At 67.3% G+C, this 24,947-nt stretch carries 19 protein-coding genes; 14 read left to right on the plus strand and 5 right to left on the minus strand.

Going from position 1 to position 24,947, the window contains the following annotated elements; translation table 11 throughout:
• Positions 1-51: 51 nt before the first annotated feature.
• Together G3I17_RS06605 and G3I17_RS06610 are read right to left on the minus strand one after the other, a co-directional pair.
• Positions 52-375, minus strand: a complete 324-nt coding sequence (locus tag G3I17_RS06605; RefSeq protein ID WP_164594968.1) for an aldehyde dehydrogenase family protein — start codon at positions 373-375, stop codon at positions 52-54.
• 82 nt (positions 376-457) lie between these two features.
• The gene (locus G3I17_RS06610) at positions 458-1,159 is read right to left on the minus strand and encodes a TetR/AcrR family transcriptional regulator (protein WP_164594969.1); all 702 of its coding nucleotides are present in this window, start codon (positions 1,157-1,159) and stop codon (positions 458-460) included.
• A 115-nt stretch (positions 1,160-1,274) separates the two neighbouring features.
• Between G3I17_RS06610 and G3I17_RS06615 the strand changes: the two genes are divergently transcribed.
• Positions 1,275-2,981 (plus strand): AMP-binding protein, encoded by a 1,707-nt coding sequence (locus tag G3I17_RS06615; RefSeq protein ID WP_203589807.1) that lies wholly within the window; start codon positions 1,275-1,277, stop codon positions 2,979-2,981.
• Between the two features lie 1,088 nt (positions 2,982-4,069).
• Here the strand turns inward: G3I17_RS06615 and G3I17_RS06620 are convergent.
• The 3 genes from G3I17_RS06620 to gndA form a co-directional block, all read right to left on the minus strand.
• Complete coding sequence (locus tag G3I17_RS06620; RefSeq protein WP_164594970.1) at positions 4,070-6,460, minus strand: hypothetical protein; 2,391 nt, start codon at positions 6,458-6,460, stop codon at positions 4,070-4,072.
• A 790-nt stretch (positions 6,461-7,250) separates the two neighbouring features.
• Positions 7,251-7,769, minus strand: a complete 519-nt coding sequence (locus G3I17_RS06625) for a DUF6319 family protein (RefSeq protein WP_164594971.1) — start codon at positions 7,767-7,769, stop codon at positions 7,251-7,253.
• Positions 7,770-7,929: 160 nt separating this feature from the next.
• Positions 7,930-9,369, minus strand: coding sequence for an NADP-dependent phosphogluconate dehydrogenase (gene gndA / locus G3I17_RS06630; RefSeq protein ID WP_164594972.1), 1,440 nt, complete (start codon positions 9,367-9,369; stop codon positions 7,930-7,932).
• 188 nt (positions 9,370-9,557) lie between these two features.
• Between gndA and G3I17_RS06635 the strand changes: the two genes are divergently transcribed.
• From G3I17_RS06635 to G3I17_RS06695, 13 genes are all read left to right on the plus strand, one after another.
• Complete coding sequence (locus G3I17_RS06635) at positions 9,558-9,956, plus strand: isochorismatase family protein (RefSeq protein ID WP_164594973.1); 399 nt, start codon at positions 9,558-9,560, stop codon at positions 9,954-9,956.
• Between the two features lie 156 nt (positions 9,957-10,112).
• Positions 10,113-10,445: a hypothetical protein gene (locus tag G3I17_RS06640; RefSeq protein ID WP_164594974.1), complete on the plus strand. Its 333-nt coding sequence runs from the start codon at positions 10,113-10,115 to the stop codon at positions 10,443-10,445.
• Positions 10,442-11,482 carry a phosphate ABC transporter permease subunit PstC gene (gene pstC / locus G3I17_RS06645; protein ID WP_343238220.1) on the plus strand — a complete coding sequence of 347 codons (1,041 nt, stop codon included), beginning with the start codon at positions 10,442-10,444 and terminating at the stop codon, positions 11,480-11,482. Before G3I17_RS06640 ends, pstC begins: the two co-directional genes overlap by 4 nt.
• Positions 11,483-11,488: 6 nt before the next feature.
• Positions 11,489-12,688 carry a phosphate ABC transporter permease PstA gene (pstA, locus tag G3I17_RS06650; protein WP_203589808.1) on the plus strand — a complete coding sequence of 400 codons (1,200 nt, stop codon included), beginning with the start codon at positions 11,489-11,491 and terminating at the stop codon, positions 12,686-12,688.
• A 35-nt stretch (positions 12,689-12,723) separates the two neighbouring features.
• A complete protein-coding gene (locus tag G3I17_RS06655) occupies positions 12,724-14,448 on the plus strand; it encodes a phosphate ABC transporter substrate-binding protein PstS (RefSeq protein WP_164594975.1) in 1,725 nt (574 codons plus the stop codon).
• A gap of 65 nt (positions 14,449-14,513) precedes the next feature.
• Entirely contained in the window at positions 14,514-15,362 is an 849-nt protein-coding gene (locus G3I17_RS06660; protein WP_164594976.1) for a sortase, read from the plus strand.
• A gap of 162 nt (positions 15,363-15,524) precedes the next feature.
• Positions 15,525-17,246: a PPC domain-containing protein gene (locus G3I17_RS06665; RefSeq protein WP_164594977.1), complete on the plus strand. Its 1,722-nt coding sequence runs from the start codon at positions 15,525-15,527 to the stop codon at positions 17,244-17,246.
• Between the two features lie 17 nt (positions 17,247-17,263).
• Positions 17,264-18,013, plus strand: a complete 750-nt coding sequence (locus G3I17_RS41540; protein WP_164594978.1) for a lytic murein transglycosylase — start codon at positions 17,264-17,266, stop codon at positions 18,011-18,013.
• Positions 18,014-18,454: 441 nt separating this feature from the next.
• On the plus strand, positions 18,455-19,462 hold the full coding sequence (locus G3I17_RS06675) for a substrate-binding domain-containing protein (RefSeq protein ID WP_164594979.1): 1,008 nt from the start codon (positions 18,455-18,457) through the stop codon (positions 19,460-19,462).
• A gap of 83 nt (positions 19,463-19,545) precedes the next feature.
• The gene (locus tag G3I17_RS06680; RefSeq protein WP_164594980.1) at positions 19,546-19,929 is read left to right on the plus strand and encodes a hypothetical protein; all 384 of its coding nucleotides are present in this window, start codon (positions 19,546-19,548) and stop codon (positions 19,927-19,929) included.
• 152 nt (positions 19,930-20,081) lie between these two features.
• Entirely contained in the window at positions 20,082-22,703 is a 2,622-nt protein-coding gene (locus G3I17_RS06685; protein WP_164594981.1) for a hypothetical protein, read from the plus strand.
• A gap of 45 nt (positions 22,704-22,748) precedes the next feature.
• A complete protein-coding gene (locus G3I17_RS06690) occupies positions 22,749-23,594 on the plus strand; it encodes a phosphate ABC transporter ATP-binding protein (protein ID WP_164594982.1) in 846 nt (281 codons plus the stop codon).
• Positions 23,591-24,883 carry a lytic transglycosylase domain-containing protein gene (locus G3I17_RS06695; RefSeq protein ID WP_239062219.1) on the plus strand — a complete coding sequence of 431 codons (1,293 nt, stop codon included), beginning with the start codon at positions 23,591-23,593 and terminating at the stop codon, positions 24,881-24,883. The genes G3I17_RS06690 and G3I17_RS06695 overlap by 4 nt, the downstream gene beginning before the upstream one ends.
• Positions 24,884-24,947: the final 64 nt, after the last annotated feature.

Here is a 24,947-nt window from a genome sequence, read left to right on the forward strand (position 1 = left end):
CCGGGATCTCGGTGCAGGTGGTGACAGCCGCTATAGGGGCCGAAGACCTCCTCATCGAACGCGGGCATCCTCGGCGTGACATCGACCATTACGGTCGGTGGGTTGAAAGGGCCGTCGCGGGTCCCTCCCACGAGGCCTTTGCGCCCAGCCGGCAATGATCCGGTCCACATTGGCCGCCTGGCGCGCGTCCACGATCGGCCCGAGTTGGACCTCCGCCTCGGCCGGGTTGCCGACGGCCAGCTTGCGTGCCCTGGTCACCAGGGACTCGGCATAGGCACCCGCGATGCTCTCGGGGACGAGCAGCCGGGGCATCTCGGTTTCGATCGTCACGTTGGAGCTCGGGGCGACCAGGCCGATCCGGACCGGTGCGGGCATCGCCAAATCCTCTCGCGTCGACACTAGTGACTAGTTTTCGACGACAGAGTCAAATTGTGAAGGCTTCCGGCCGGGCCGGGCCTCAGCTGCCTTCGAGCATCCGCTCCAACCGGCCTAGGTCGTCGCGCAGTAACCCGATGACGTGTGCAACACCGTCGCCACTCGCCGTTCGCTCGCTGAGCACGCCTTGCAAAGCGATGTCGGCCAGACTCGCCGCCAACCGCTCGGGCTCTGCGGCTCCCGCACCCTCAGGCCGCGGATACCAGAAGGCGACCCAGTTGGACACTCCGACCAGCGCGAACGCAGCCAGTTCGGGGTCGACCGGCCGGCAGGACCCCTCCTTGATCGCCTGCACCATCAGCTCCTCAAGCGCGGCGAGCGTCTCCCGTCGAGCCCGGCGATACTGCTTCGCGAGCGGCTCGGGGAACGCACCCTCACTGGTCAGCAACAGCCGGAAGCGCTGCGGATGCTGGGCGACGATCAACGCCATGCCGGTCACCGCCTCACGCAGCCGATCCATCGCCGAGCCGGTGTTCGACGCGGCCAGCCTTCGCAGATCGCGCGCAGTGCGCAGCGTGAAGCCCTCGACCAGGGTTTCGAGGATGTCTTCCTTGCCACGGATGTAGTGGTAGATCGCCGTCCGGGTCAGTCCGACCGCGTCCGCCAGCTCCTGCAACGAGGTGCCGGCCACGCCCTTCTGCGCGAACAGCCGTTCGGCCGCCTCCATCAGCTGATTCATGACCAGCTCGCGGCGAACCGGGGTCTTCGTCGTCGGTTTCGGCATGAGGCATTAGAACCCGCGTGTCGCCGGAGGGCCAAGCCGACACTGCATTGACGTCTGCGTCAATACTTCTACATATCTGTGGACAATGAGCGTCGACGAGAGTAATTTGTCGCTCATGTCGAAGACCATGGCGAGTTCGGTTCCGGACCACAGAGTCGACGACGCGGGACTCGTGCCGTATCCGGCTGACGTGCGCGCCCACTACCGCGCCAAGGGGTACTGGCGTGGTTTGTCGCTGCCCGCCGAGCTGATGGGAGCAGCCGCGGCCCATGCCGACCGGACCGCACTGATCACGCCGGAGCTTCGCTGGTCGTATCGAGAGCTGGCCGAGAACGCCGAGAAGTTCGCCGCGGGTCTGCTGGCCAAGACCGGGCTGGAGCCGGGCGACGCGCTGATGTTCCAGATGGGGAACGTCGCCGAGACGGTGGTGGCATACCTCGGCTGCCTGCTGGCCGGCATCCGTCCGGTGTGCACCCTGCCGCAGCACGGCGTCCACGAAGTCGCCGTACTCGCTCGCCACGTCGGTGCGCGCGGCCTGATCATCCAGGCCGATTTCGGCCGCGGGCAGTTGCCCGGCAATGCTCGCACCTTGCTGTCCGACGGGGCGATCGAGAAATTGATCGTCGCTCGCGGCGCGACCTTCGGTCCGGCCCTCGGATATGACGAGCTCCTCGGGCACGACAGTAATCCCGCCGAGCTGCCATATCGCACGATGGACCCCGAGCAGATCGTGGCGTTCCAGCTCTCCGGCGGGACCACCGGGCTGCCCAAGGTCGCGCCCCGGCTGCACGAGGAGTATGCCTACAACGCGAGGGCCTGGGCGAACGTCCTCGGCTGGGGTCCAGGCACGGTCGTGCTGTACCCGCTGCCGATCATGCACAATGCCGGCGTCTCGGTGGCCCTGCAGCCCGTGCTGCTCAGCGGCGCGACCCTTGTACTGGCGCCATCGGCCGACGTCGGCGTCGTGCTCGACCTGATCGAGTCGACCCGGCCCGAGACCATTCCGCTTGTGCCTCCGGCCCTGGCGATCAGGTTGCTCGACGAAGTGCGCAGCCGCGACGTCGACCTGTCCTCCGTGAAGGACTTCGTCGTCGGCGGTCAGAAGCTGCCGATCCACATCGCCGAGCGCCTCCGTGACGAAATCGGCATCGCCATCCGGCAGAAGTTCGGGATGGCCGAAGGGATGTTCCTCGTGACCCCGGCGGACGCCACCGAGGACGTCCGGCACCACACAGTCGGCACTCCCATCTCCCCCGGTGACGAGGTTCGCATCCTTGAGCCAGGCGACGACGTCGAGGTGCCCGACGGGCAGCTCGGTGAGCTGTGCGTCCGCGGTCCCTACACGATCCGCGGCTACTACCGAGCCGAACGACACAACTACCAAACCTTCACCGCCGACGGCTTCTATCGCACCGGCGACCTCGCCCGGCGGCACACGATTGCCGGAACCCACTACTACTCCATCGACGGCCGGATCAAAGACGTCATCAATCGCGGCGCCGAAAAAATCCACGCCGACGAAGTCGAGGAGCTGGTGATGCGCCATCCGGACATCACCGATGCCGCGCTCGTCGCGATGCCCGACCCGGTACTGGGCGAGCGGGTCTGCGCCTACCTCGTCATGGCCCCTAGCGCCGAGGTCCTGACGGTACGATCCCTCGGCGAATTCCTCCTGTCCCACGGCCTAGCGAAGTACAAGCTCCCCGAACGCGTCGAGCTCAGGACTGCTCTTCCGTTGTCCAATGTGGGCAAGGTGTCGAAGAAGGAACTGCGACAGGACATCCAGCGCAAGCTCACGGACGAAACCACGGCCGCCGGTTAATCACCCTGGCGAACCGCCCCGCCATCTTGGCTGCCCGACGCCTCCAGCTTGGTCGAGCGAGCCGATATGGGTGGGTCCGTCTGGGGAGCGAGGCAGAGTCCTGTTGGGTCCCTACCGCGGCCTCCTGTTGTTCTCGGCGTGTCATGTCTTCCCGATCTGACGCGCAGGTTCGGCTAACCTCCTCGGCGCCCGGCGGTTTCTCTTCGCCACGGGCCGTACTGGGTCAGCAGCGGGAGCGGCGTGTGCTGGTTGTCGGCCTCGAGACCAGTCACGAGAATGACGGATGCGACCACTACAGCCCGGGGCCAGCGGGAACCACCGCACATGGTCCAACTGTGAACGATCCAAGACATACACGGCGAAACACCAGTCTCACGCCACCCAAAGGAAGGACAGTCACCGACGACAGGTGGGTCGCCGCTAGTGGCCAGCACCCGCCGAATCGACGTCTCACGCGGACACCCGTCACGCGAACTGCAGCTTGTCGCAGAGACTGTTGGCAACCTCGTAGGCGCCCCGTCACAATCCTGGGCCCTAGCCATGCGGTTGATTGATACTCGGCGGCTGACTGGTGCAGTCAGCAACGGGCCGGGGGTGCCCCGCGTAGGCCGGGTCACCTGGCTCGGCGAAGTTTCGGCCTTGCGGCCGGAGTCGAGACAGGCCGGCTGCTTACCGGCCATTCAGTGTCGTACGTCTTTGATCGGGCGAACGTCGTTTCCCAGGACGAGGCCGACCACGCCGGATGGGTCGCGGAATTTGGCGTACCAGGCTCCGGTGCCGGTGTCTCGCCCCCAGGCTTCTATCTGGCCTTCGGACCAGGTTGCGCGGCGTACCGGCTGTGGGATCGGGAGGAGCCGCACCGAGTCGGCGGAGCGTGGGCCGTGGCGTCGTACTGGATCTCCAGCTCGACTGCCTGCTCGGCTGCGGTGAGTTCGTCTTGGAGCCCGCGGGCTCGCCAACCGCCCACGGCGCCGTCCCAGATCGCATAGCACCCTTCGGGCGCACCGTGAATCGTCCGAACATGCCACCACGGAACTCATATTCGAAGATGCGTGCGACTGTCCTGCCAGGTTTCCTTGCGGTCTGGGTCATCGTTCGGCGATGTAGGTGGTCCAGTCGGTCTTGGTTTGGCGGGCCCAGCTGATAGCGGTGGAGACATTGATGCCGAGCAGGTCGGCGAGCACGGACGCGGGTAGCTGTTCGGCCAGGGCGCGTCGAGCGGTGTTCCGGGCGGCGATCGCGGTGATGCCGTGACGGTTGAGTTTGCAGGTGAGGGCGATGGGGTTGCTCGGCCGGCCGGCGATCATGCCCGGAACAAGTACGGAGTAGGACCGGTGGCGTGACTGGCTCCCTGGCTGACGGCGGCCGGGTCGTGTCGCTCGTCGAGCAGTTGCAGGATGAGGCCGGCGAGTGTGGGTGGCAAGTGGACAGGGGCCGTTCCCGAGCGTCAGGCGGAGTTGAGGGCCGCTCTTGTCGTTGATGTTGATGTCTTTGGTCGTGAGGGTGGTGATCCGTGACACTGGCACGCCGAACAGCAGGATCAGCGCCCCGGCGACGCGGATGTCGAGGGGCAGGGCGGTGTCGTGGATGCAGCGGTGCAGCTGGGCGGTCTGCTGCTGGGGGTCGAGGAACGGTCCAGGGGCCTTGGTCCGCCGCATGGGGACGGTGAGTCCAGCGCCAGGTGCAGTGAGGTGGCGGCTGGTGGCCCAGCGCAGGAACAGGGCGGCGTGGTAGCGGCTCGATGGTCCTGTGCTGAGCCACTGGTCGATGTCGTGCTGGTCGATGCGGTCGAGGGTGGTGTCGTGGTCGTGGATCCAGTTGAGTAGGTCCAGTGCCGCACGCACCTGGGCGCGGGGCGTTTGCGCCGAGTAGGTGGTGAATGGGCGTTGCCGGGCTCGTCGCCGGGCACGGGGGAGCAGGTACCAGTGGGTGAAAGGCCGGATGAGGTGGGCATGCTGTGGCTGCTCGATCAGGAGCCGGTCGGCCCATGGGCCGATCCGTTCGAGGTGTTCGTCGCGTTCGGCCAGGACGCCGGTGCGTACGAGGATTCCGCGCAGGTAGTGCGCGGCCTGGGTGTGCGGGGATCGGTCGAGGTGGTCGTGATTGATCAGGTCGGGTTGCTGGGCGAGCGCGACCAGGAGCCGCGCGGCGGGGCACCTCTTCAGCCATTTCAGCGTCGACCGCGGCCGCGGGACGGCCTGCAGCGCTTGATGAAGCGGCTCCAGGCGGGCATCGATAGTGTCATCAGGCCCGGTGAGGAGGTCGTCGATGCGCTCTTTGAGCAGGCAGCGGTCGCAGGTGCCCTCGACGTAGAAGTCGCCTGGTTGCTCGCAGGCCCGGCAGGTGTAGTCGATGTCGACTCCCGCGCACGGTCCACAGATCCGGTCACCGGCGGGGGTCTTGCCGATCAGGACACGGACGGTCGTGCAGTCCGTGCAGGGTGCGGGGGTGGCGCGGACGGTCTGGTAACACGCTCTGCAGGCTGCCCCGGCTGGCCAGAGAGCTCGGATGCGTCTGGTTCGGTGACAGAAGCTGCACAGCTGCTGGGGTTCTGGGCGGCAGCCATCGCAGACCAGGTCGCCGGTGGAGCGGTTGCGGCGGCAGAACCGGGTGCGGTCGCAGACGGTGCACGCTGCTTCGATTCCCTGGTAGCAGTTGTCGCACAGATCCGGCGTGTGGGCGGTCGCGCGGTGGTAGATCCGCGCGGTCTGGCCACACGCGCCGCAGGGACGTTCGGGGCGGCGGTAGCAGGTCTCGCAAACGGGTCCCTGCTCGCCGATCTTGTGTGCCGGAGCAGTCGCGCCGCAGCCGCTGCACACATACACGCGTCTCGGGCCACATGCCTGGCACAGTCCGGAACCGTCCGTGAGGCGGTGGGCGATCCGGCGGGTGCGTCCACAGGTAGCGCAGGGTTCGTGCTTGGACGGGTCGGCCTGGTGGCAGCGGCTACAGATCCCGCCTTCCGGGCGGCGTGCTTCAACACGCTGGAGCCGGCCGCACCACGCACACGGTTGCTTCTGGACCAACCCTTGCGCGCATCGCTCGCACAACCGGCCACCCGTCCCGTCGACCGACGCCAACCTCCGCTTGGCCTCGCCACACCTGGCACAGATCGGCAGTGCGACGTCATGCCTGCCGTGACCGCGCAGGGCATACGCCAGCTTGACCAGCGCCGTCGGGACCTGAGATGACGCCGTCAGCAGCGACTCCGGGAACTCGCCCAGGTGCTCATTCAGCACCTTCAAGCGCTGCGGCGTATCGCAGCTCGCCGACTTGAGTGCATCCGTCGCCTGCTGAAGAGTCAGCCCAGGCAGATACTCGATGAGGCGTTCCACCCCCTGGCGCCGTACCGCGTCCTGGTCGGCGCCCAGACTGGTCACGACACGTTCGGGCGGCGGATCGTCGTACGGCGCACTGCCGGTGCCGGCCTGGCCTGAGGGCCTCGGGACCTCCCGGACGACCCACGGCCCCCGTGACAAGCCACGCGATCCTCCGGGACGACCCACAGGACAGACCGGGCGAGCTATGGGACAGGACAAGGGCGGGCCGGATCGGTCGCACTGCGTTCGGTCGCAGGCAACCGACCCGGCACCTCCTCATCACCTTCTCCGACGTGCCGCACCGGACGCCTCTGGCGCAGCGCATCGAAGAAACCACCCGACGATCAGCACAGGGAAGGTGCCGACCGCCAGGCGAGTCAATTTTCAAAACAGTCCAACAACCGCCACCACGCAACCGCAGCACCCCACCGCCCACCAGCAACGAGCCGAGCAACCACCATCACCACCGACGAGAGCAGCAACCCACCAACAACCACCGGCGGGCCGAGCAAACCAGCAGCAGCGAGCCGGGCAACGACCAGCACCACCGACGAGTCCAGCAACCACCTGCGAATCGAGCGACCACTAGCACCGCCGACGGGTCCAGCAGTCACCGGCTGAGCCGAGCGATCAGCAGTACCGCCGACGAGTTCAGCAACCACTCAGCCTCGGTTCTGACGGCGCTGCGATTGCGGGGACAGCTCGTGCAAGCACCTACCTCAACCGCCCAACCGCCGGGGTCAACGGTTCGCTTTCACCTAGTGGGCGACAGAGGAGACTGCGCCTGGGCGGGTGGGAGCTAGTGCCGTGCGAGCGATGGAGGAGCGAGCATGGTGTCGGTGTGGGTGAGTATCGCGAGTGGTTGGCTAGTGCACCCGCCAGCCCGCCGGGGCGAGCCGGGCGGGTGGCGGGTGGTGCCTGCTGGTGATGAGCCGGCAGGTTGGGGGAACTAGTCGTCGAGTTCGGCGAGGGCCTTGCGGGCTGCTTCGAGCTCCGCTTCGAGGGCGGCGACCTTGGCGGCCTGCTGCTCGCGGGCGGCGTCGATGACCTCGTCGATCGGGCCGGACAGGTCTTCGTGCAGCTCTTTGGCTGCGCGGGAGACGGCTGCGGCGGCGACCAGGAGGTTCTTGGCGATGTAGCTGTTGCCCTGCTTGAGCTCGGCCTTCCACTCGCCGTCGGCGGTGCCGGTGACGGTCAGGGTGAGCTCGAGGGTCTTGGTCTTCTTCGGGGCGGCCTTCTTGGCCGGTGCCTTCTTCGGCTTCTCGGCGGCGACCGGGCCGGACTCGGAAGCGGAGTCCGAGTCGTCGGCCGGGCTGTCGACCGGCGCGTCGGTGACGGCTGTGTCAGCGACGGCTGAGTCGGTCGCTGACGCGGAAGGCGCGTCGGTCGTCGACGAAGAGTCGAGCGCCGCGTCGGGAGTGTCGGCGGCGTCGGTCTGAGCTTCTACTGCAAAGGTGTCTACAGTCATCGTTGCGGCGATCTCCCTGGGTGACATGTCCCCGCCGAAGCGGGCTGGCGCTGAGAGTCTATTAGAACATACGTTCGACCCTCAGCGCCAATCCCACGCCGCATCAAGCCATCAGGCTCCAGCCCCCAGGCTCAAGCCCCCAGGCTCAAGCCAGGCTGGCTCAGGCCGAGTGCTCCTTGCGATCCCCCGACCAGTCCAGGTGGAACGCACCCTCCCGGTCGATCCGGTGGTACGTGTGTGCCCCGAAGAGATCCCGCAACCCCTGGATCAACGAAGCCGGCAGTCGCTCAGCCCGCAGCCCGTCGTAGTACGACAGTGCAGCCGAGAACCCAGGAGCCGGTACGCCCGCAGTCGCCGCCGTCGCAACCACGCGCCGCCAAGCGTCCTGCCCGGTCACGATGGCCTCCTTGAAGTAGTCGTCAACCAGCAACGACGGCAGCGCCGCGTCCCGGTCGTACGCCTCCTTGATCCGGTCCAGGAACCGCGCCCGGATGATGCACCCGCCACGCCAGATCTTCGCCATCGCACCAAGGTCGATGTTCCATCCGTACTGGTCCGAAGCCGCCCGGATCGCGTCGAACCCCTGCGCATACGCAACAAGCTTCGACGAGTACAGCGCGTGCCGCACGTCCTCGATGAACGCGTCCCGATCGACCGACACCTTGCCCTCGGAAGGCCCAGCCAGTACTCCGGCCGCCGCCTCCCGCCGCACGACATCGCCCGACAGCGACCGCGCGAAGACAGCCTCAGCCATCCCGCTGACCGGGATACCCAGGTCCAAAGCGACCTGTACGGTCCAGCGCCCGGTGCCCTTCTGCTCTGCCTGGTCGAGCACGATGTCCACGAACGGCCCACCGGTCGACTCGTCGACCTGGCTGAGCACCTCCGCGGTGATCTCGATCAGGAACGACTCCAGGTCGCCGGTGTTCCACTCGCGGAACACGTCGGCAATCTCCGGGGCGCTGAGCCCGAGCACGCTGCGCAGCAGGTCGTACGCCTCGGCGATCAGCTGCATGTCGGCGTACTCGATGCCGTTGTGCAGCATCTTCACGAAGTGGCCGGCGCCGTCCGGGCCGACGTGCACGCAGCACGGCTCACCGTTCACGTGCGCGGAGATCTTGGTCAGGATCGGTCCGAGCGACTCGTACGACTCCACCGATCCGCCCGGCATGATGCTCGGGCCGTTCAGCGCGCCCTCCTCGCCACCGGACACGCCGGCGCCGACGAAGTGCAACCCCTTGGCCTTCAGTGCGTCCTCGCGCCGGCGGGTGTCGGCGAAGTGCGCGTTACCGGCGTCGATGACGATGTCGCCCTGGTCGAGCAGCGGCACGAGCTCGTCGATCACCGCGTCGGTGGGCTCGCCGGCCTTGACCATGATGATGATCTTGCGCGGCTGCTCCAGCGCGGCGACGAGCGCGGGCAGGTCGTCGGCCGGGGTGAACTCACCCTCGTGGCCGAACTCCTCGATCAGCGCGTCCGTACGAGCCTTGGACCGGTTGTGGACGGCGACGCGGAAACCGTTGCGGGCCAGGTTCCGGGCCAGGTTGCGGCCCATCACCGCGAGTCCGGTGACGGCGATCTGGGCTGGAGCAGAACTCATGGATTTCTCCTGCGGGTGAGTGCTGGAAGTCTGACTGCGAGACCCAGTCTGCTGCGCGAAGCAACACGGCGGTCCATCGGGTGGCCAACTGCTGGGACACGGTTCCCATTCCCGCGAACACTTCTCAAGCCCTCCGAATCGGTGATGAACAGCTGAGAAATCGATTTCCCAGACCGTAAGGTCCGCCCATGATCTGGTTCACTCGCGACGAGGGTGATGTCCGCAAGACCGGCCGGGTCGAACGCCCGGGCATCGACGTCCAGCCCGAAGGCAGCGAGCTGCACCCGCAGCCGGGCGACGTGGAGATCGTCAAGCGCACGGTCGGCGCCTTCCACCTGACCGGCCTCGACGGCATCCTGCGAACGCGCGGTATCAGAACCGTCGTACTGGCCGGGATGGCGACCAATTTCGGCGTCGAGTCCACTGGCCGCGCTGCTGACGAACACGGCTACGACACGGTCTACCTCACCGACGCGATGACCGGCCTCGACGGTGCCGCGCATGACTTCGCGGTCTCGTACATCTTCCCGAAGTTCGGCATCACCTGTACCGGAACGGAATACGTCGCCGCCCTCAGCCCGGCCTGAAAAGTCATTCTCTCCTTCTGCGACTGAGTCGCAGTCCTGTTCATGCACCGCTTCGGCGTGGTTCACCACGCGTTGTCTCCCACCGGTGACTCTCCAGATCTGATCACTCTGGGGGAGAGAGCAGAAGGGGAGAAGGGGAGAAGGGTGGGGGTGAGGATGCAGTTCCTCGAGAATCCGCGAGGAGGTGATCGCGGATGGCGGCTGCTGTCGGGGAACAACCGGCCGCTGGCCATGGGCCGCAGTACAACGATGTCGCCACGGGACGAGCTGCTCGCAGTACGGCGGCTGGTCCGGGAGGCGGAGCCGAAGTTGCGGCGTGACGCGGAGGGGCGTTGGCGCTGGGAGCTCAATTCGGCAGGCGGTCCCGACGTGCGCTGTCCCGGGGTGTTCGCGCGCCGGATCGACGCACGCCGGGCATTCCATCGTTTGACCCAGGCAGTCGAAGAAGCCGAGGTCACGATGGCCGGTCACCGGGAGACCACCCGGTGACCACCACCGCACCCCCGCCACCGGCCGGCGGCGACGCGAGCACTCCGCCACCCGCGAACACTCCACCACCCCCACGCCGGTTGCGTTCCTCGCTGGCGCCTTCCGACCTGATCTTCCGCTGGGTCGCCCGCGGCGGTGGCGGGCTCGTCCTGCTGATCACCGGCGGGATCGGGATCTTCCTTGCGTACCAGGCGAAACCGACCCTGCAGACGTACGGCTGGAAGTTCTTCACCGAGCAGTCCTGGAACCCCGAGGCGAACCAGATCGGCGTCGCCGCGGTCCTGTTCGGCACGATCGTGATCGCCACCATCGCGATCGCCATCTCGTTCCCGGTCGCGCTCGCCACCGCGCTGTTCATCACCGAGTGGGCGCCCAAGGGCCTGAAGAAGTCGCTCGTCGCGCTGGTCGACCTGATGGTCGCCGTCCCGTCGATCGTCTACGGTCTGTGGGGATTCTTCCTGCTGCAGCCGCGGATCATCCACCTGTCCCGCTGGATCACCGACTGGTTCGGCTGGATCCCGGTCTTCAGGGTCGACACCGACCCGGACGCCGCGATCTTCGACGGCGCGACCTATGCGTCCTCGGCGTTCATCGCCGGCGTCGTGGTCGCGATGATGGTGATGCCGATCGCCTGTGCGGTGATGCGCGAGGTCTTCGACCAGACGCCGATGGGTGAGCGCGAGGCCGCGCTGGCGCTCGGCTCGACCAGCTGGGGAGTGGTTCGCGCGGTAGTACTGCCGTTCGGCCGCGGTGGCATCATCGGCGGCACGATGCTCGGCCTCGGCCGCGCGCTCGGCGAGACGATCGCGGTGGTGATGATCGTGTCCCCGCTGTTCGAGATCAACTGGCATGTCCTGCAGTCCGGCTCGATCACGATCTCGTCGATGATCGCCCTCCGCTACGGGGAGGCGTCGGGATCCCAGCTCAACGCGCTGATGGCCGCCGGCCTGGTGCTGTTCATCATCACCTTGATCGTCAACCTGGTCGCGGGTTTCGTCGTCTCCCGCAGCCGCAGCGGCGCCGGAACGGAGATCTGAACCGTCATGAGGACACTGCCCTCAACGGGACCCCGGTACGAACCGCCGCGACCCGGCAGCGGCCAGAGCCCGTTCCTGCCGCCGCTGCCCTCGAGCCGTACGGCAGTCGATGGTCTCCCGGACGAGCCGCTCGAGGAGCTGGCTCTGCAGCCGGAGCCGGAGCCCGAACGCCGGCGGCTGCGGGTGGTCGACGTCGAGGATCGGGCCTGCCTGTTCGGCTCGGTCGCTGCCGGGCTCGGCCTGACCTGGGTGCTCTACAGCCGGATCCTGCCGACCGAGGGGACGCTCGGCTTCATCGTCTGCTGGTGGATGTCGTTCACTGCGCTGTACACCCTCATCACCGGTCTGCGCCGCGGCCGGGTCGTGCTGGCCGACCGCTTCGCCGTGATCATCGCGCACAGCGCCGCCGGCCTGGTCGGGATCGCACTGACCAGCGTCATCGGCTACACCCTGATCCGCGGCAGCAAATCGCTGGTCCACTGGAACTTCTTCACCAAGGACCTCAGTACCGCGGGCCCGCTGGAGCCGCTGACGAGCGGTGGAGCCCTGCACGCACTGGCCGGCACCATGATCCAGATCTCGATGGCGATCGCAGTCACCCTGCCGCTCGGTGTCCTGTGTGCGGTCTACCTGACCGAGGTCGGCGGCCGCGCGTCCAAGCTGGTCCGCTCGGTGGTCGAGGCGATGACCGCGCTGCCGTCGATCGTGGCCGGCTTGTTCGCGTACGTCGTACTGCTGATCGGACTGGGTTTTCGCCTGTCGGGCTTCGTCGCGGCGATGGCGTTGTCGGTGATGATGCTGCCGATCATCGCGCGCTCCGCCGAGGTCGTACTGCGCCTGGTGCCGAGCGGATTGCGCGAAGCCTCCCTCGCACTCGGGGCGACCCAATGGCGAACGGTCTGGTCCGTGGTGCTGCCGACCGCACGCCCCGGCCTCGCCACGGCCCTGGTGCTCGGTACCGCCCGCGGAATCGGCGAGACCTCCCCGGTGCTCCTGACGGCCGGCTACACGACGTACCTGAACCTGAATCCGTTCTCCGGCCCGATGACCTCACTGCCGCTGTTCACCTTCAAGATGTCGCAATCACCCGAGGACAACTACATCAGCCGGGCCTTCGGAGCCGCCGCCCTCCTGCTCCTGCTGGTCCTGGTGCTGTTCGCCTTCTCCCGCTGGATGGCCGGCCGCGGCCGGTCCGGCTCCCGCTGATCCACCTTTTGATCACCCTCTGAGAGGACACACTCATGCGACGACCGACCCTCCGCGCCGGGAGTCGGCTCCGCAACCTCGTGCCCCGAACCGGGGCATTGGTGCTCGCGTTGCTGCTCACCTGCGCAGCAGCGCTGGCCGGTACTGCTCCCGCCAACGCCGGGAGCACTGCCTATGCCCCGATCTACGGCACCGGTTCCACCTGGTCGCAGAACGCGCTGGACCAATGGATCCGGGACGTCGAACCGCTTGGGATGCGGGTCGAGTACGGCGGTGGCGGATCGTCGCGCGGCCGGCTCGACTACGCCAACAAGCTGGTCGACTTCGCGATCAGCGAGATCCCTTACCAGGGCAAGGATCCGTTCACCGGCAACCTCGACACCTCGGCCGGCCGGCCGTATGCCTACATGCCGATCGTGGCCGGCGGTACGGCGTTCATGTACCAGATCAAGGTCGCCGGCAAGCTCTACCGTGACCTGCGGCTGTCCGGCGACACGATCACCAAGATCTTCACCGGCAAGATCACCAACTGGAACGACCCGCAGGTCACCCGGGACAACAACGGCAAGGCGCTGCCGAACAAGAAGGTCATCCCGGTGGTCCGTTCGGACGGTTCGGGCACGACTGCCCAGTTCACGCTCTGGATGAACACCCAGCACAAGGCGGTCTGGGACGGCTTCTGCCAGTCCACCCAGGGCCGCAAGTGTGGCCAGACCTCGTACTTCCCGACGACGAACTTCCCCGCGGTGAAGGCCCAGGGGGGCTCGAGCCAGATGGCGGGCTACATCTCGGCGAACTACGCCGACGGCGCGATCGGGTATGTCGAGTACTCCTACGCGCTGGGCAAGGACTACCCGGTGGCGAAGGTCAAGAACACGGCGGGCTACTACACGCTGCCGACGGCGTACAACACCGCCGTCGCACTGACGAGAGCGCAGATCGAGACCAAGCCGGGTCTGCTGTACCTGACCCAGAAGCTCACCGGCGTGTACAACCACACCGACCCGCGGACGTACCCGCTGTCGTCGTACTCGTACATGATCCTGCCGACCGCGAACCTGAGCGCCGACAAGGGCCAGACGCTGGCCGATTTCGCGTCGTACTTCCTCTGCAAGGGACAACAGAAGGCCGCACCGCTGGGCTACTCGCCACTGCCGCTGAACCTGGTGCAGTCCGCGTTCGGCCAGGTGGCCAAGATACCGGGCAGCCCGACCACGTCGACCGATATCAAGAAGTGCGGCAACCCGACCTTCGACGGCAAGAACCTGAACCGCAACCTGCTCGCCGAGGTCGCGCCGCAGCCACTGCCGTGTGACCGCGACGGGGCCGGCCCGGCGGTGAACGGCGTCTGCGTGAAGGCGCCCAGCCAGCCGAACCCCGGCGGCCAGGTCACCACCGTCAACCCGGCGAACCCCGGCCAGAACGGCAACAACGGGAACAACGGCGGCAACAACGGGAACAACAACAACGGGAACAACAACGGCAACACCAACAACCCTGGGGTGAATCCGAGCACCGGCCAGCCGACCCCGGGCGCCCCGCAGACGTCGATCGACCCCGAAACCGGCCAGGTCGTCCAGGCCGGCGGCAGCAACGGCGCCTACGAGCCGACCGGAAGCGTCACCGAGTTGAACTCCAACCGCGGCGGCGGCAACATGCTGCGCAACCTCGGGCTGCTGACCGCCGCAGAGATACTGCTGTTGCTCCTCATCCCGACCATCGTCTCGCGCTACCTGCAACAGAAGCGGGCAGGCAAGTGACGGCGATCGGTACCGCACCTCCCGGCACTGCGAGACCCTCGGTTCCAGCCCGGACGGTGGCCCGCGTGCAGGCGAAGGTCAAGGGTGAGATCGAGCTTCGGCCGCAGCTCGTTTCCGACGCGTTGCGCCTGTTCGCACTGGGGATCGCGGCCTTCCTGATCTATGTCCTGATGCTCGGCGCGCTGCAGTACAACCGCGCGCAGGACGTCTCCTACGACAAGCTCCGCGGCCAGCTCGCCGAGGCGACCGCGCCCCTGGGCCCGGGGATCGTGCCCGGCGATCCGGTCGCAGTACTGGATATACCGGGTCTCGGCATTCGGCAGGTGATCAAGGAAGGAACGACTGGCGCCGTCCTGCAGGACGGCCCGGGCCATCGATCGGACACCGCGTTGCCCGGCCAGGCCGGCGTCTCGGTGATCTACGGACGCGGCCTGACCTTCGGTGCACCGTTCCGTTCGGTGCCGAAGCTCGCTGTGGGCTCGCGGATCGACGTCGTCACCGGCCAGGGCCAGTACGGGTACCGCGTGATCGGCGTACGCCGGGCCGGCGACCCGCTGCCGGCTCCACCAGCAGACGGTACGTCGAGACTCACACTGGTCACGGCCGAAGGTAAGCCATTGCCCTCAGCAACTGTGTATCTGGATGCCGAACTGTTCGACGGTCAGGTGCAACCCGACCCGGGGCAGCGGGTCTCGCGAGTGCCCCAGAGCCAGCAGGCGCTCGGTGTCGACCTGTCCGGCGTACTGCCACTGGTGCTCTGGCTGGAGGCGCTGATCGTCGCCGTCGCGGCGATCGTGTGGTTCCGCAGCCGGGTGGGCAAGTGGGAGTCGTACCTGCTCGGCGCGCCGATCGTTCTCGCGTTGCTGTGGAGGGTCTTCGAGCAGGTGGCGGGACTCCTGCCGAATCTTGTTTAACTGGTCATTCCCATTACCTGAACAACCTTACGCAAAAGGCTTTTGCGGGTGCTTTCTCCTTAGCATTTGGAACGGGTTCGCTGGGGGTGGACCTGCTCGGGGGTGGTGCCGGCCGCGGGTAATTCCGCCTGCGGCCGTGAGCTTTCTGGGAGGAAACTCAGCATGAACCCAAGGATCAGGCGCACGCTGCTGGCCACGTCGGCAGTCGTCGTCGCGGTCGCCGTCTCGGTGCAGGGCGCCTCCGCGTCCACGACGAGCGGATTGAACTACAACGAGAACGAGGCGGCCGCCGCCGCCGGCCAGAACGACACCATCGCGAAGCAGCAGAACCTGGGCGCGTTCGGCACCGGCTACGGCAAGACCGGCACGGCCACCGTGCACGGCACGCTGTCCCCGGCGCCGGTCGCGATCGCCGCCGGTGACGAGGACAACGGCTCGATCCCGCTCGCCACGGCGACCGGTATCGGTACCGGTGGCCGCAAGGCGATCACCGCCACCGGCCAGCTCGGTGACGGCCCCCACGGGGCCCTCGGCGACAAGACCGGCGACTTCGACTTCTACAAGGTGACCGGCGTCGCTGGGCAGACGCTGACCGTCAGCACGGACGGCTCGTTGGCCAGCACGAACACGGTCGTCGCGGTCTACAACGCGGCCGGCCAACTGCTGGCCTCGGACGACGACGGCGGCTTCGGCCTGCAGGGCAAGCTCGCGTACCGGTTGACCGCGGGCGGCGACTACTACGTCCTGGTCACCGGCAAGAGCGCCGTGAACGACTTCCCGACCGACCCGAACAACTCGGCTAGCGGTCCTGGCGACCCGGACGCGGGTGCCTACCAGGTACTGATCGCGGCGGCTCCGGTCGACAAGGACTACTACGGCGTCTACCTCAACAAGGGTGACGTTCTCGGTGGCAGCTTGGCCGACTCCGGTAAGCGTCTCACTGTGATCCAGCCGAACAACAGCGTCGCGATCAGCACCGACCTCAGCGCCACCTTCTCGGTGCCGGCCGTGTCGCCGCTACCGCGCGGTGACGTCGACTTCTCCTACGTCGCCGGCAAGGCGGGCTGGTACACCGTCGCCGTCACCGACGGCTTCGGCGCGTACGACCTCAACCTGGTCTCATCGCGTCCGGGCACGCAGACCGACCCGGTCGGCCCGCAGACGTTCTTCCTCGACTTCAACGGCGGCCAGGTCGACACCGCTCCGCTGGGTGGTACCGGTGTCAGCCAGCTGTCCGGACTGTCGTCCTTCCTGCCGAGCTGGGGCCTGACCGCCGCGGACGAGTCCGCGGTGATCAGCAAGGCCGTCGCCGTCGTCAAGGAGAACGTCAAGACCGACCTGATCAACAAGGGCCTCAACCCCGACGTCGCGGTGAACCTCAAGAACAGCCGTGACGACGCCGACACCTTCGGCGCCACGAACGTCTCGCGGGTCGTCGTCGGTGGTACTCCCGCCGAGTCCGGCCTCGGCACGATCGGTACGTCGCAGTCGGTCGATCCGGGCAACTTCGCGCACGAGGAGACCGCGCTGGTACAGCTCGATCTCGTGAGCCAGCCGGACGGACCGTACAGCTTCAACCAGTACCTGACTCCTGCGAGCAACCGCGTCGCTTTCGTCGGCCAGGCGCTCGGCAACCTGGTGTCGCGCGAGATCGGCCACCTGGTCGGCAACTTCGACACCGACCCCGACAACGCCGTCACCGACCTGATGGATGCCGATGGCAACTTCCCGGCCTTCTTCGGGGTCGGCGCCGACGGCATCGGCGGGACCGCTGACGACAAGGACGTCGACTTCGGCAAGGACGCGTACTCGCCGGCGACCGGTCTGACCGGCACGCAGGACACGCTGAACGTCGCCGCCTGGGGTCTCAGCAAGCCTTGCTGAGACCCTGATTGGACATCGTGAGAAGCAGAGTGGTGCTGATCGGCGTCATCGCCGTTCTGCTGATCGCGACGACCTTCCTGATCGTGGCGCGCCCGGGCTCCGGGCGCGCCACTTCCGATGCTTTGGTGGTTTCGGGTGGGGTGCCGCCCGAGCCGCCTCCGCCTGTACCGATGCCCGCTGCCGGCCGGGCGGTGAAGGCGGACAGTTGGGGTGCTGCCGGTCGCTATCGCGAGTGGGCGGATCGGGTCGGTGGCAAGGTTTCTGTTGAGCCGCGTGCGCTTGCTGCCTATGCGGTTGGGGAGCAGTTCGGGTCGTGTGGGCTGAGCTGGGTGACCCTTGCGGCGATCGGCTCGGTCGAGTCCGCGCATGGGCGCTTCAATGGTGCAACTGTCGCAGCGGATGGGACTAGCAGTCCGGCGATCATTGGGCCGGCGCTCGACGGCAGGCCCGGCGTACAGGCGATTGGTGATACCGATGGCGGGCAGTACGACGGGGATACTCGGTGGGACAGGGCGGTTGGGCCGATGCAGTTCCTGCCGAGTACGTGGCGGCGTTGGGGTGTGGACGGTGACGGTGATGGGGTGGCGCGGCCGCATGACCTCGACGATGCTGCGGCTACTGCTGCTGTTTACCTTTGCGCGTCAACGTCGACGATGAGCACCGGCGCCGGCTGGTGGGCGGCGATCACGACGTACAACCGCTCTTCGGAGTACGCGCGCGACGTACTCGAGCGCTCGAACCAGTACGCACAAGGCAGCCTGCGTTGAGGTTCGGCGTTGGATCCGGCTCGCGACGCCTGCTGCGCTTCCCTTCGCCGGAAGTGCGTTGTGGCTGCTGTGGTTGGTGTTCAAGCCCACCAGATATGGGCTTGAACAGCTCAGTCTGGGTTCTTGAGGAGGGTGCGGACCAGACGGAGGGTACGGCTGAAGGCGTGCTGTTTGGGAAGGGCCGCGCTGGAGTTGCCCTCCACGGCCCTGCTTCTCTTCTGGCCTGGCTCTTGCTCCTCTCATCCGGCCGTTTGTTTTTTCCTTCTGTGGTGGGGGATTGGGCAGGTAGCGCCGTTTTTGGCTAGCCATGAGGCCATGTGTGGTTCATCTGGAGGCCGGGCCACGGTGGCGTTGCCACGATGGATTGGGGTCGTTGCCGCCAGACGCGGCACCGCGGTCCACAAGACCGCGTAAACGCAGGTGAGGAAGGAAACTCCCGAGATGCGTTTCACCCGTACCGTCCGTACCGCCGCCATCGCCGCTGCCGCGGTCGCGCTGGTCGCCACCTCCGCCCTGTCGGCTTCCGCTGACCCCTCGTTCGCTCCGGATGCCGATGACATCGTGCAGGTCGGCTCGGACACCTCCGAGTTCGTGCTGAACGACCTGTCGGCGCTGTACAACAGCAAGACCCCGACCCCGGTTCGCAAGCTGGCCTCGTTCAACGCGACCGGCACCGCCACCATCACCATCCGCCCGGGCGTCTCGATCAACCGGCCGAACGGCTCCGGCGCCGGCATCACCGCGCTGTGTGGCAGCACGAACATCGACGTCGCCCGCTCGTCGCGCCCCAAGGGTGCTTCGGACTGCGCCGACTCGCGCTTCCTGAAGTTCGCCACCGACCAGCTCCGCTGGGCCGCCAACACCAGCACCGGCTCGGTCGTCTCGCTGACCGACGCGCAGCTGACCGGCATCTACAACTGCACGATCACCGACTGGAACACGATCAACCCGGCCATCCCGGTCGGCACCACGATCAAGCCGCTGATCCCGCAGATCAACTCCGGTACCCGTAACTTCTGGGCCACCCAGGTCGGCATCAACGCCACCACGCTGCCGGCCTGTGTCAAGGACGTCTACGCCGGCGCCCCGATCCAGGAGCACGCCTCGGCCCCGATCGCCGGTACGCCGAACTCGATCGTGCCGTTCTCGGTCGGCCGGTACAACCTGCTCACCCCCGCGCAGAAGACCGGTACCTACCTGGGTGCCATCCCGACCCCCGACTCCACCTCCTACGACCGCACGCTGTTCCAGGTCGTCAAGGCCGTCAGCGGTGTGATCCCGTCGTACCTGTCGGCCGTGTTCGGCAACGGCTCCGGCACCACCTCCACCGGCGGCGTGCCGTTCATCTGCACCCGCTCCGACACGAACCCGGCCACCACCACGGCCGGCGACATCATCAAGGCCAACGGCTTCCTCGAGCTCGCGCTCGGTCAGTGCGGCCGGATCTGATCTCGCAGTCGTAAACACGCAGTGGGCCGGGGACTCGTTCCCCGGCCCACTGCCGTTTCGCCTTCCACCGAAAGGAAACCCGGATGCGAATCGTCGTTTCTGCCATGGTCGCGCTCACCCTGGTCGCCGGCTCCACACTCCCGGCTGCCGCCGATGCCCCGTTCACTCCGGATGCCGACGATCTGGTGATGGTCGGCTCGGATACCAGCCAATTCTTCGAGAATGACCTGGCTACGCTCTACAACAGCCAAACACCGGCGTCTGTCCGCCGGCTGGCGTCGTTCAATGCCACCGGTACCCCCAACATCACCATCCGCCCGGGCGTCACGATCCCGCGGCCGTATGGCTCCGGCTCCGGCATACCGGCGTATCTGTCGGCCCTGTTCGGCAACGGCTCCGGCACCACCTCAGTGCGGCCGGATCTGACGACTCATCGCGCAAACTCCGGGACGCCGCAATACGGCTGAGACTGCCGCAGTAACCCATCCGGTAGGTGGGGAGCGCAAGCTCTCCGCCCACCGGTTCATGTCCAGTTCACCCCACCGTGGGGTCCGAGCATCGGGACCCGGCGACCATCGACTGTGTCGTCCGCCCGGGCGCTGAATATCTGGAGGTCAACGTGAGGCTGATCCGCCGCCGACGCAGCCGAGGTGCTGCGCTCGTCCTGGTCGCGATCATGGTCGCCCTGTCCGGTACCTCGGCGCTGGCCGCCCCGCCTCGCGAAGCCGGGACGCGGGCCGTGGTCGCGGCCGACGACCCGGAGAATCCGCCGGTACCGGTCGATGAGGCCTTGGTGGCGGAACCGTCGAGTACGAAGGTGACGCTGACCCGGGGGAACAGCGCCGTGTCGGTATCTCGGACCGGTGGCCTGACGCGGCAGAGCCTGAACGTCTCCTGGACCGGCATGACGCCGACCGAGGCGACCTCGTTCCCGATGGCCGTGATGCAGTGCCGGGGCTTCGCGCCCACCCGCGAGGACTGCTGGATGAGTAGCGAGATCGGGAACTGGCCCGGCGCCTACCGGGGTAGCAGCTATGCCCCGAAGGAAACCTCGCAGTGGCAGTTGTTCCCTGGCAATGAAACCGGCACCCTCTACACCCTCCCGTTCCGGAAGAAGGACGGGACGTATCACACCGCTCACAACCCCGAACTGGAGCCTGACGTTCTCGGGTGGATGGGAACCGGGCTGTCGGAGGTGCTGCCCACATCCAGCATCGACGACTACACCCCCGGCACGGCCAACCAGCGGGTCGGGTTCACCCGACCGAACGGCACCGGTGAGGTGCAGACCTGGGCGAACACCAAGGCCGAGAACGCTTCACTGGGGTGCACGCAGAACGTCCCCTGCTCGCTGGTCATCGTACCGATAACGCAGCACCCGTGCCTGCCGGCCAGCGTCATCGGCGAGACCGAGCGCGAATATTGCGCCTCCGAGTCGGAGTTCAAGGTCGACGCGCAGGTGAACTACTGGCCGCTGCTGGCGAACTGGTACCAGCGTTACGTCTTCAAGTTGTCGTTCGCGCCTCCCGGGTCGCTGTGCCTGGATCGCAGCGACTCGGCCAAGTTCATCGGCTCCGAACTGATGGCCGAGGCGATGCGTCGCTGGGTGCCGGCCCGTTGTGCGAAGTCCAGCCCGTCGAGTCTGGATTTCACCCGCGGCTGGGAACCCGAATCGCGTCGCCAACTCAGCCAGACCGATCCGCTCGCCCCTTCTGGCTACGAATCCGATGGCGCGATCGTGACCGAGCCGTCGGCTTCGGACGAGCGAGTGGTCGAGAAACGCAAGCCCGCCTACGCGCCGGTGGGCATCTCCGGCTTCGCGATCGGCTACAACTGGGACAAGTCAGAAGACGCCGGTGGCGGGCAGGTTCCGGAGATCAAGCTGAACCAGCGGCTGGTGGCCAAACTGCTGACCCAGTCCTATCCGGGGAAGTACCGGGTCGGCGGCACTGACCCGGTGAATCCGAACGCGGGCACCAATCCGCCGAACCTGCTCAACGATCCCGAGTTCCAGCAGCTGAACCCGGATGCCCGGACATGGACCGGGTTGACCAGCGCCCAGGGCACCCAGATGGTTGTCCCGCCGTTCAAGACCGATGTCCTGCTGGCGCTGACTCGGTGGATCTGGGCCGATCCCTCCGCCCGCGCCTTCGTGCAGGGCAAGACCGACCAGTGGGGGATGACAGTCAACAAGACCTACAAGGGCTGGCTGATGCCGCGCGACGAGTACCAGCTCAACGACGGCTGGAAGGTGCCGGCCGACCAGGGAGTTTACTCGTTCTTCGCTCCGCAGGAGTTGTGGTCGCAGGCCTCGAACTCCTGGTCGCAGGCCGCCGACGTACTGCTGACCGCGTGGCCGTTGAGCCAGGCGCCGTCGCTGCCGACCACCGGTGGCCCGATTGTGCCGAAGCGGGAAGAGGCCCAGAAAACAGGCTTCCGGAACCTGCTCGCGTTGACGACCACGTCCGAGCTGGAGAAGTCCGGTATGTCCAGTGTCAAGCTGCAGAACTCGGCGGGTGAGTTCGTCGCGCCGACCACCGACAGCATGTCGTATGCGCTGGACGGTGCGACAGCCGACAAGGCGACCGGGGTCTGGCGGATCGACCAGGCCAAGATGGACAAGCGCGGCTATCCAGGCACGATGATCAGCTACGCCGAAGTACCGACCGCGACGCTGAAACCCACCGAGGCGACCCGGTACGCAGACACGATCCAGTGGCTGGCGACGGAGGGACAGCTCTACGGGCAGGAGGCCGGTGAGTTGCCGGCCGGGTATCTCGCGCTGACCGGCCCGATGCAGGACCAGGCGGCGGCTGTTGCCCTGGCGGTGCGGAACCAGACCGGGACGCCGCCGATTCCGCCGGACGACCCGGTGCCGGACACGCCGAACCCGACGACGAACCCGCCCGCGTCGCAGGCGCCGAACCAGAACGGCAACAACAACCAGCCGACGGCGCCGAACAGCAACAACGGCGTTCCGACACCGAGCGGTGCGCCGACCACACCGGGTGCCCCGACGCCCAACCCGACCAAGGCGCCACCGCTGGCCAGCGGCAGCATCAAGCCGGTTTCGCAAGTCACCCAAGGGGAATCGCTGGGCTGGCTGGCGTGGGGCATCCCGGCGCTGCTCGTCGCCGGGCTCGCCGCCGGTGTCGCTTCGCCGGGGATCCGGATCATCGCTCAGCCAGGACATCCGGTACGCCGTGCGCTGGCAGGGCTGTTCCGCCGGCGCAACTTCTGACCCGATCGCACCCATCCGTAGTACAAGTTCGGAAGGAACTCCTTGATGACAGCGGTACTGCCAACCGTCCCGGCGATCGCGGATGACGAGACCACGGTGTTGCCACCTGTCAGTGGTGGCAGTGTGCTCGAGAGCGATCGGGTGGCCGCCTGGTTCGGCAGTCACAAGGTGCTCGAGGACATCTCGCTGCGGATGGAGTCCGGGCAGGTCACCGCGCTGATCGGCCCGTCCGGTTGCGGTAAGTCGACCTTCCTGCGCATCCTCAACCGGATGCACGAACTGGTACCGAGCGCGTCGCTGGCCGGTAGCGTCCTGCTCGACGGTGACGACATCTACGAGCCGCAGCGGCGGATCACCGACACCCGCAAGCGGATCGGGATGGTCTTCCAGAAGCCGAACCCGTTCCCGGCGATGAGCATCTCCGAGAACGTCATGGCCGGCCTGAAGCTGACCGGCACGCGGGTGGCCGGCAGCGCGCGCGGCACCTTGATCGAGGAGTGCCTGACCAAGGCGGGCCTCTGGAAAGAGGTCAAGGATCGCCTCAACCAGCCCGGCGGCGCGCTGTCGGGTGGTCAGCAGCAGCGGCTGTGCATCGCCAGGTCGCTCGCGGTCCGGCCGGACGTCCTGCTGATGGACGAGCCCTGCTCGGCGCTCGACCCGACCTCGACCCGGCGGATCGAGGAGACCATCCACGATCTGCGCCGGGAGGTGACGATCGTGATCGTCACGCACAACATGCAGCAGGCCGCCCGGGTCTCGCAGACCTGCGCCTTCTTCCTGGCCGAACAGGGCACGCCCGGGGTGATCGTCGAATCCGGGCCGACGGCAACGATCTTCTCCAGCCCGGCGGACCGGCGAACCGCCGACTACGTGGAAGGCCGGTTCGGGTGAAGAAGTTCAGCGCGGGGGACGCCTGGCGGATCAAGGTCGTCGCGGGCTGGGCGTGTCTCGCGCCGGTCGGCGCGATGGTGCTGGTCATCGCGCTCGGTGGCGAGGGCGCGGCGAACGAGTTCGTGGTCGATGCGCGAGCGATCGGGCCGCGCCCGGACTCCGTCTTCGACGACCTGGCCGCCGAACTGCCGAGCGGTACCGGGGTCGACGGCAGCATCCCGACCGAGCAGAGGTCGCAGGTCGAGGTGCCGGTCACCGGTACCACGGAAGGCCAGCCTGTTGTGCCTGGCGGCACGGAGGCAGGTACTACCGTCGTCGGCAACCCCTCTGGGATCCCGGGTACCGTGCTCGCGGCGTACCAGAAAGCGGCGAACGATCTGGCCGTCGCCGTGCCTGGATGCGGGATCACCTGGCCGTTGCTGGCCGGGATCGGCAAGGTCGAGTCGGCGCATGCGAGTGGCGGCCGGGTCGACGCGAACGGGCTCACCCGCGGCCGGATCCTCGGGCCGACGCTCGACGGCGGGCCGGGGATGGCGGCGATCTCGGACACCGATCAGGGCGTGTACGACGGTGATACCCGCTGGGATCGGGCGGTCGGGCCGATGCAGTTCATCCCGGGCACCTGGAAGGCTTTTGGTGCCGATGGCAACGGTGACGGGGTGAAGGATCCGCACAACGTCTTCGACGCGGCGCGGGCGGCGGGGGACTACCTCTGCTCGGGCGGCGCGAACCTGAAGGATCCGCAGGGCCTCGTGCAGGCCGTACTGCGGTACAACCACTCGATGGACTACGTGTCCACGGTGCTGCGCTGGATGCAGACCTACAGCCAGTCCGCGATCACCGTGCCCGACACGGATGGCGTGATCAGCCCGCCCGCCACTCCGACTGACACTCCGACGGACCCCCCGAGCTTGCCCACGACGACGCTGCCGCCACCGGTTCAGCCCGTCAAGACCCAGCCGTCGACGGTCAAGCCTCCGTTGGTGCTGCCGCCGACCCAGCCGACGGTCCCGGCCGTACCGCCGCCGAGCGGGAGGCCGACGGGCGGCGTACCGGGCGGGAAGCCGACCGCCGTACCGCCCAAGTTCCCCGAGCCGCCGCCGCTGCCGCCGCGCAATCCGGGCGGGCCGACGACGCCGACTCCCAGCCCGACCCCGACGCCCGAGCCGACCCCGACGCCCACGGACACGCCCACGCCTGAGCCGACGGACACGCTCACGCCGACGCCTGCTGGGTCGACCGGCACACCGGTTCCCCAAACATCCGGTGAAACGGTGGCGAATCCCTAGCGAAAAGTATCCATCTGATTACTTTCTGCGAGATCAGCGCTTGGCCGACAGAAAACTCGCGCCG

Origin of the sequence: Streptomyces sp. SID13031 (assembly GCF_010548305.1) — a bacterium.
Classification (GTDB): Bacteria; Actinomycetota; Actinomycetes; order Propionibacteriales; family Kribbellaceae; genus Kribbella.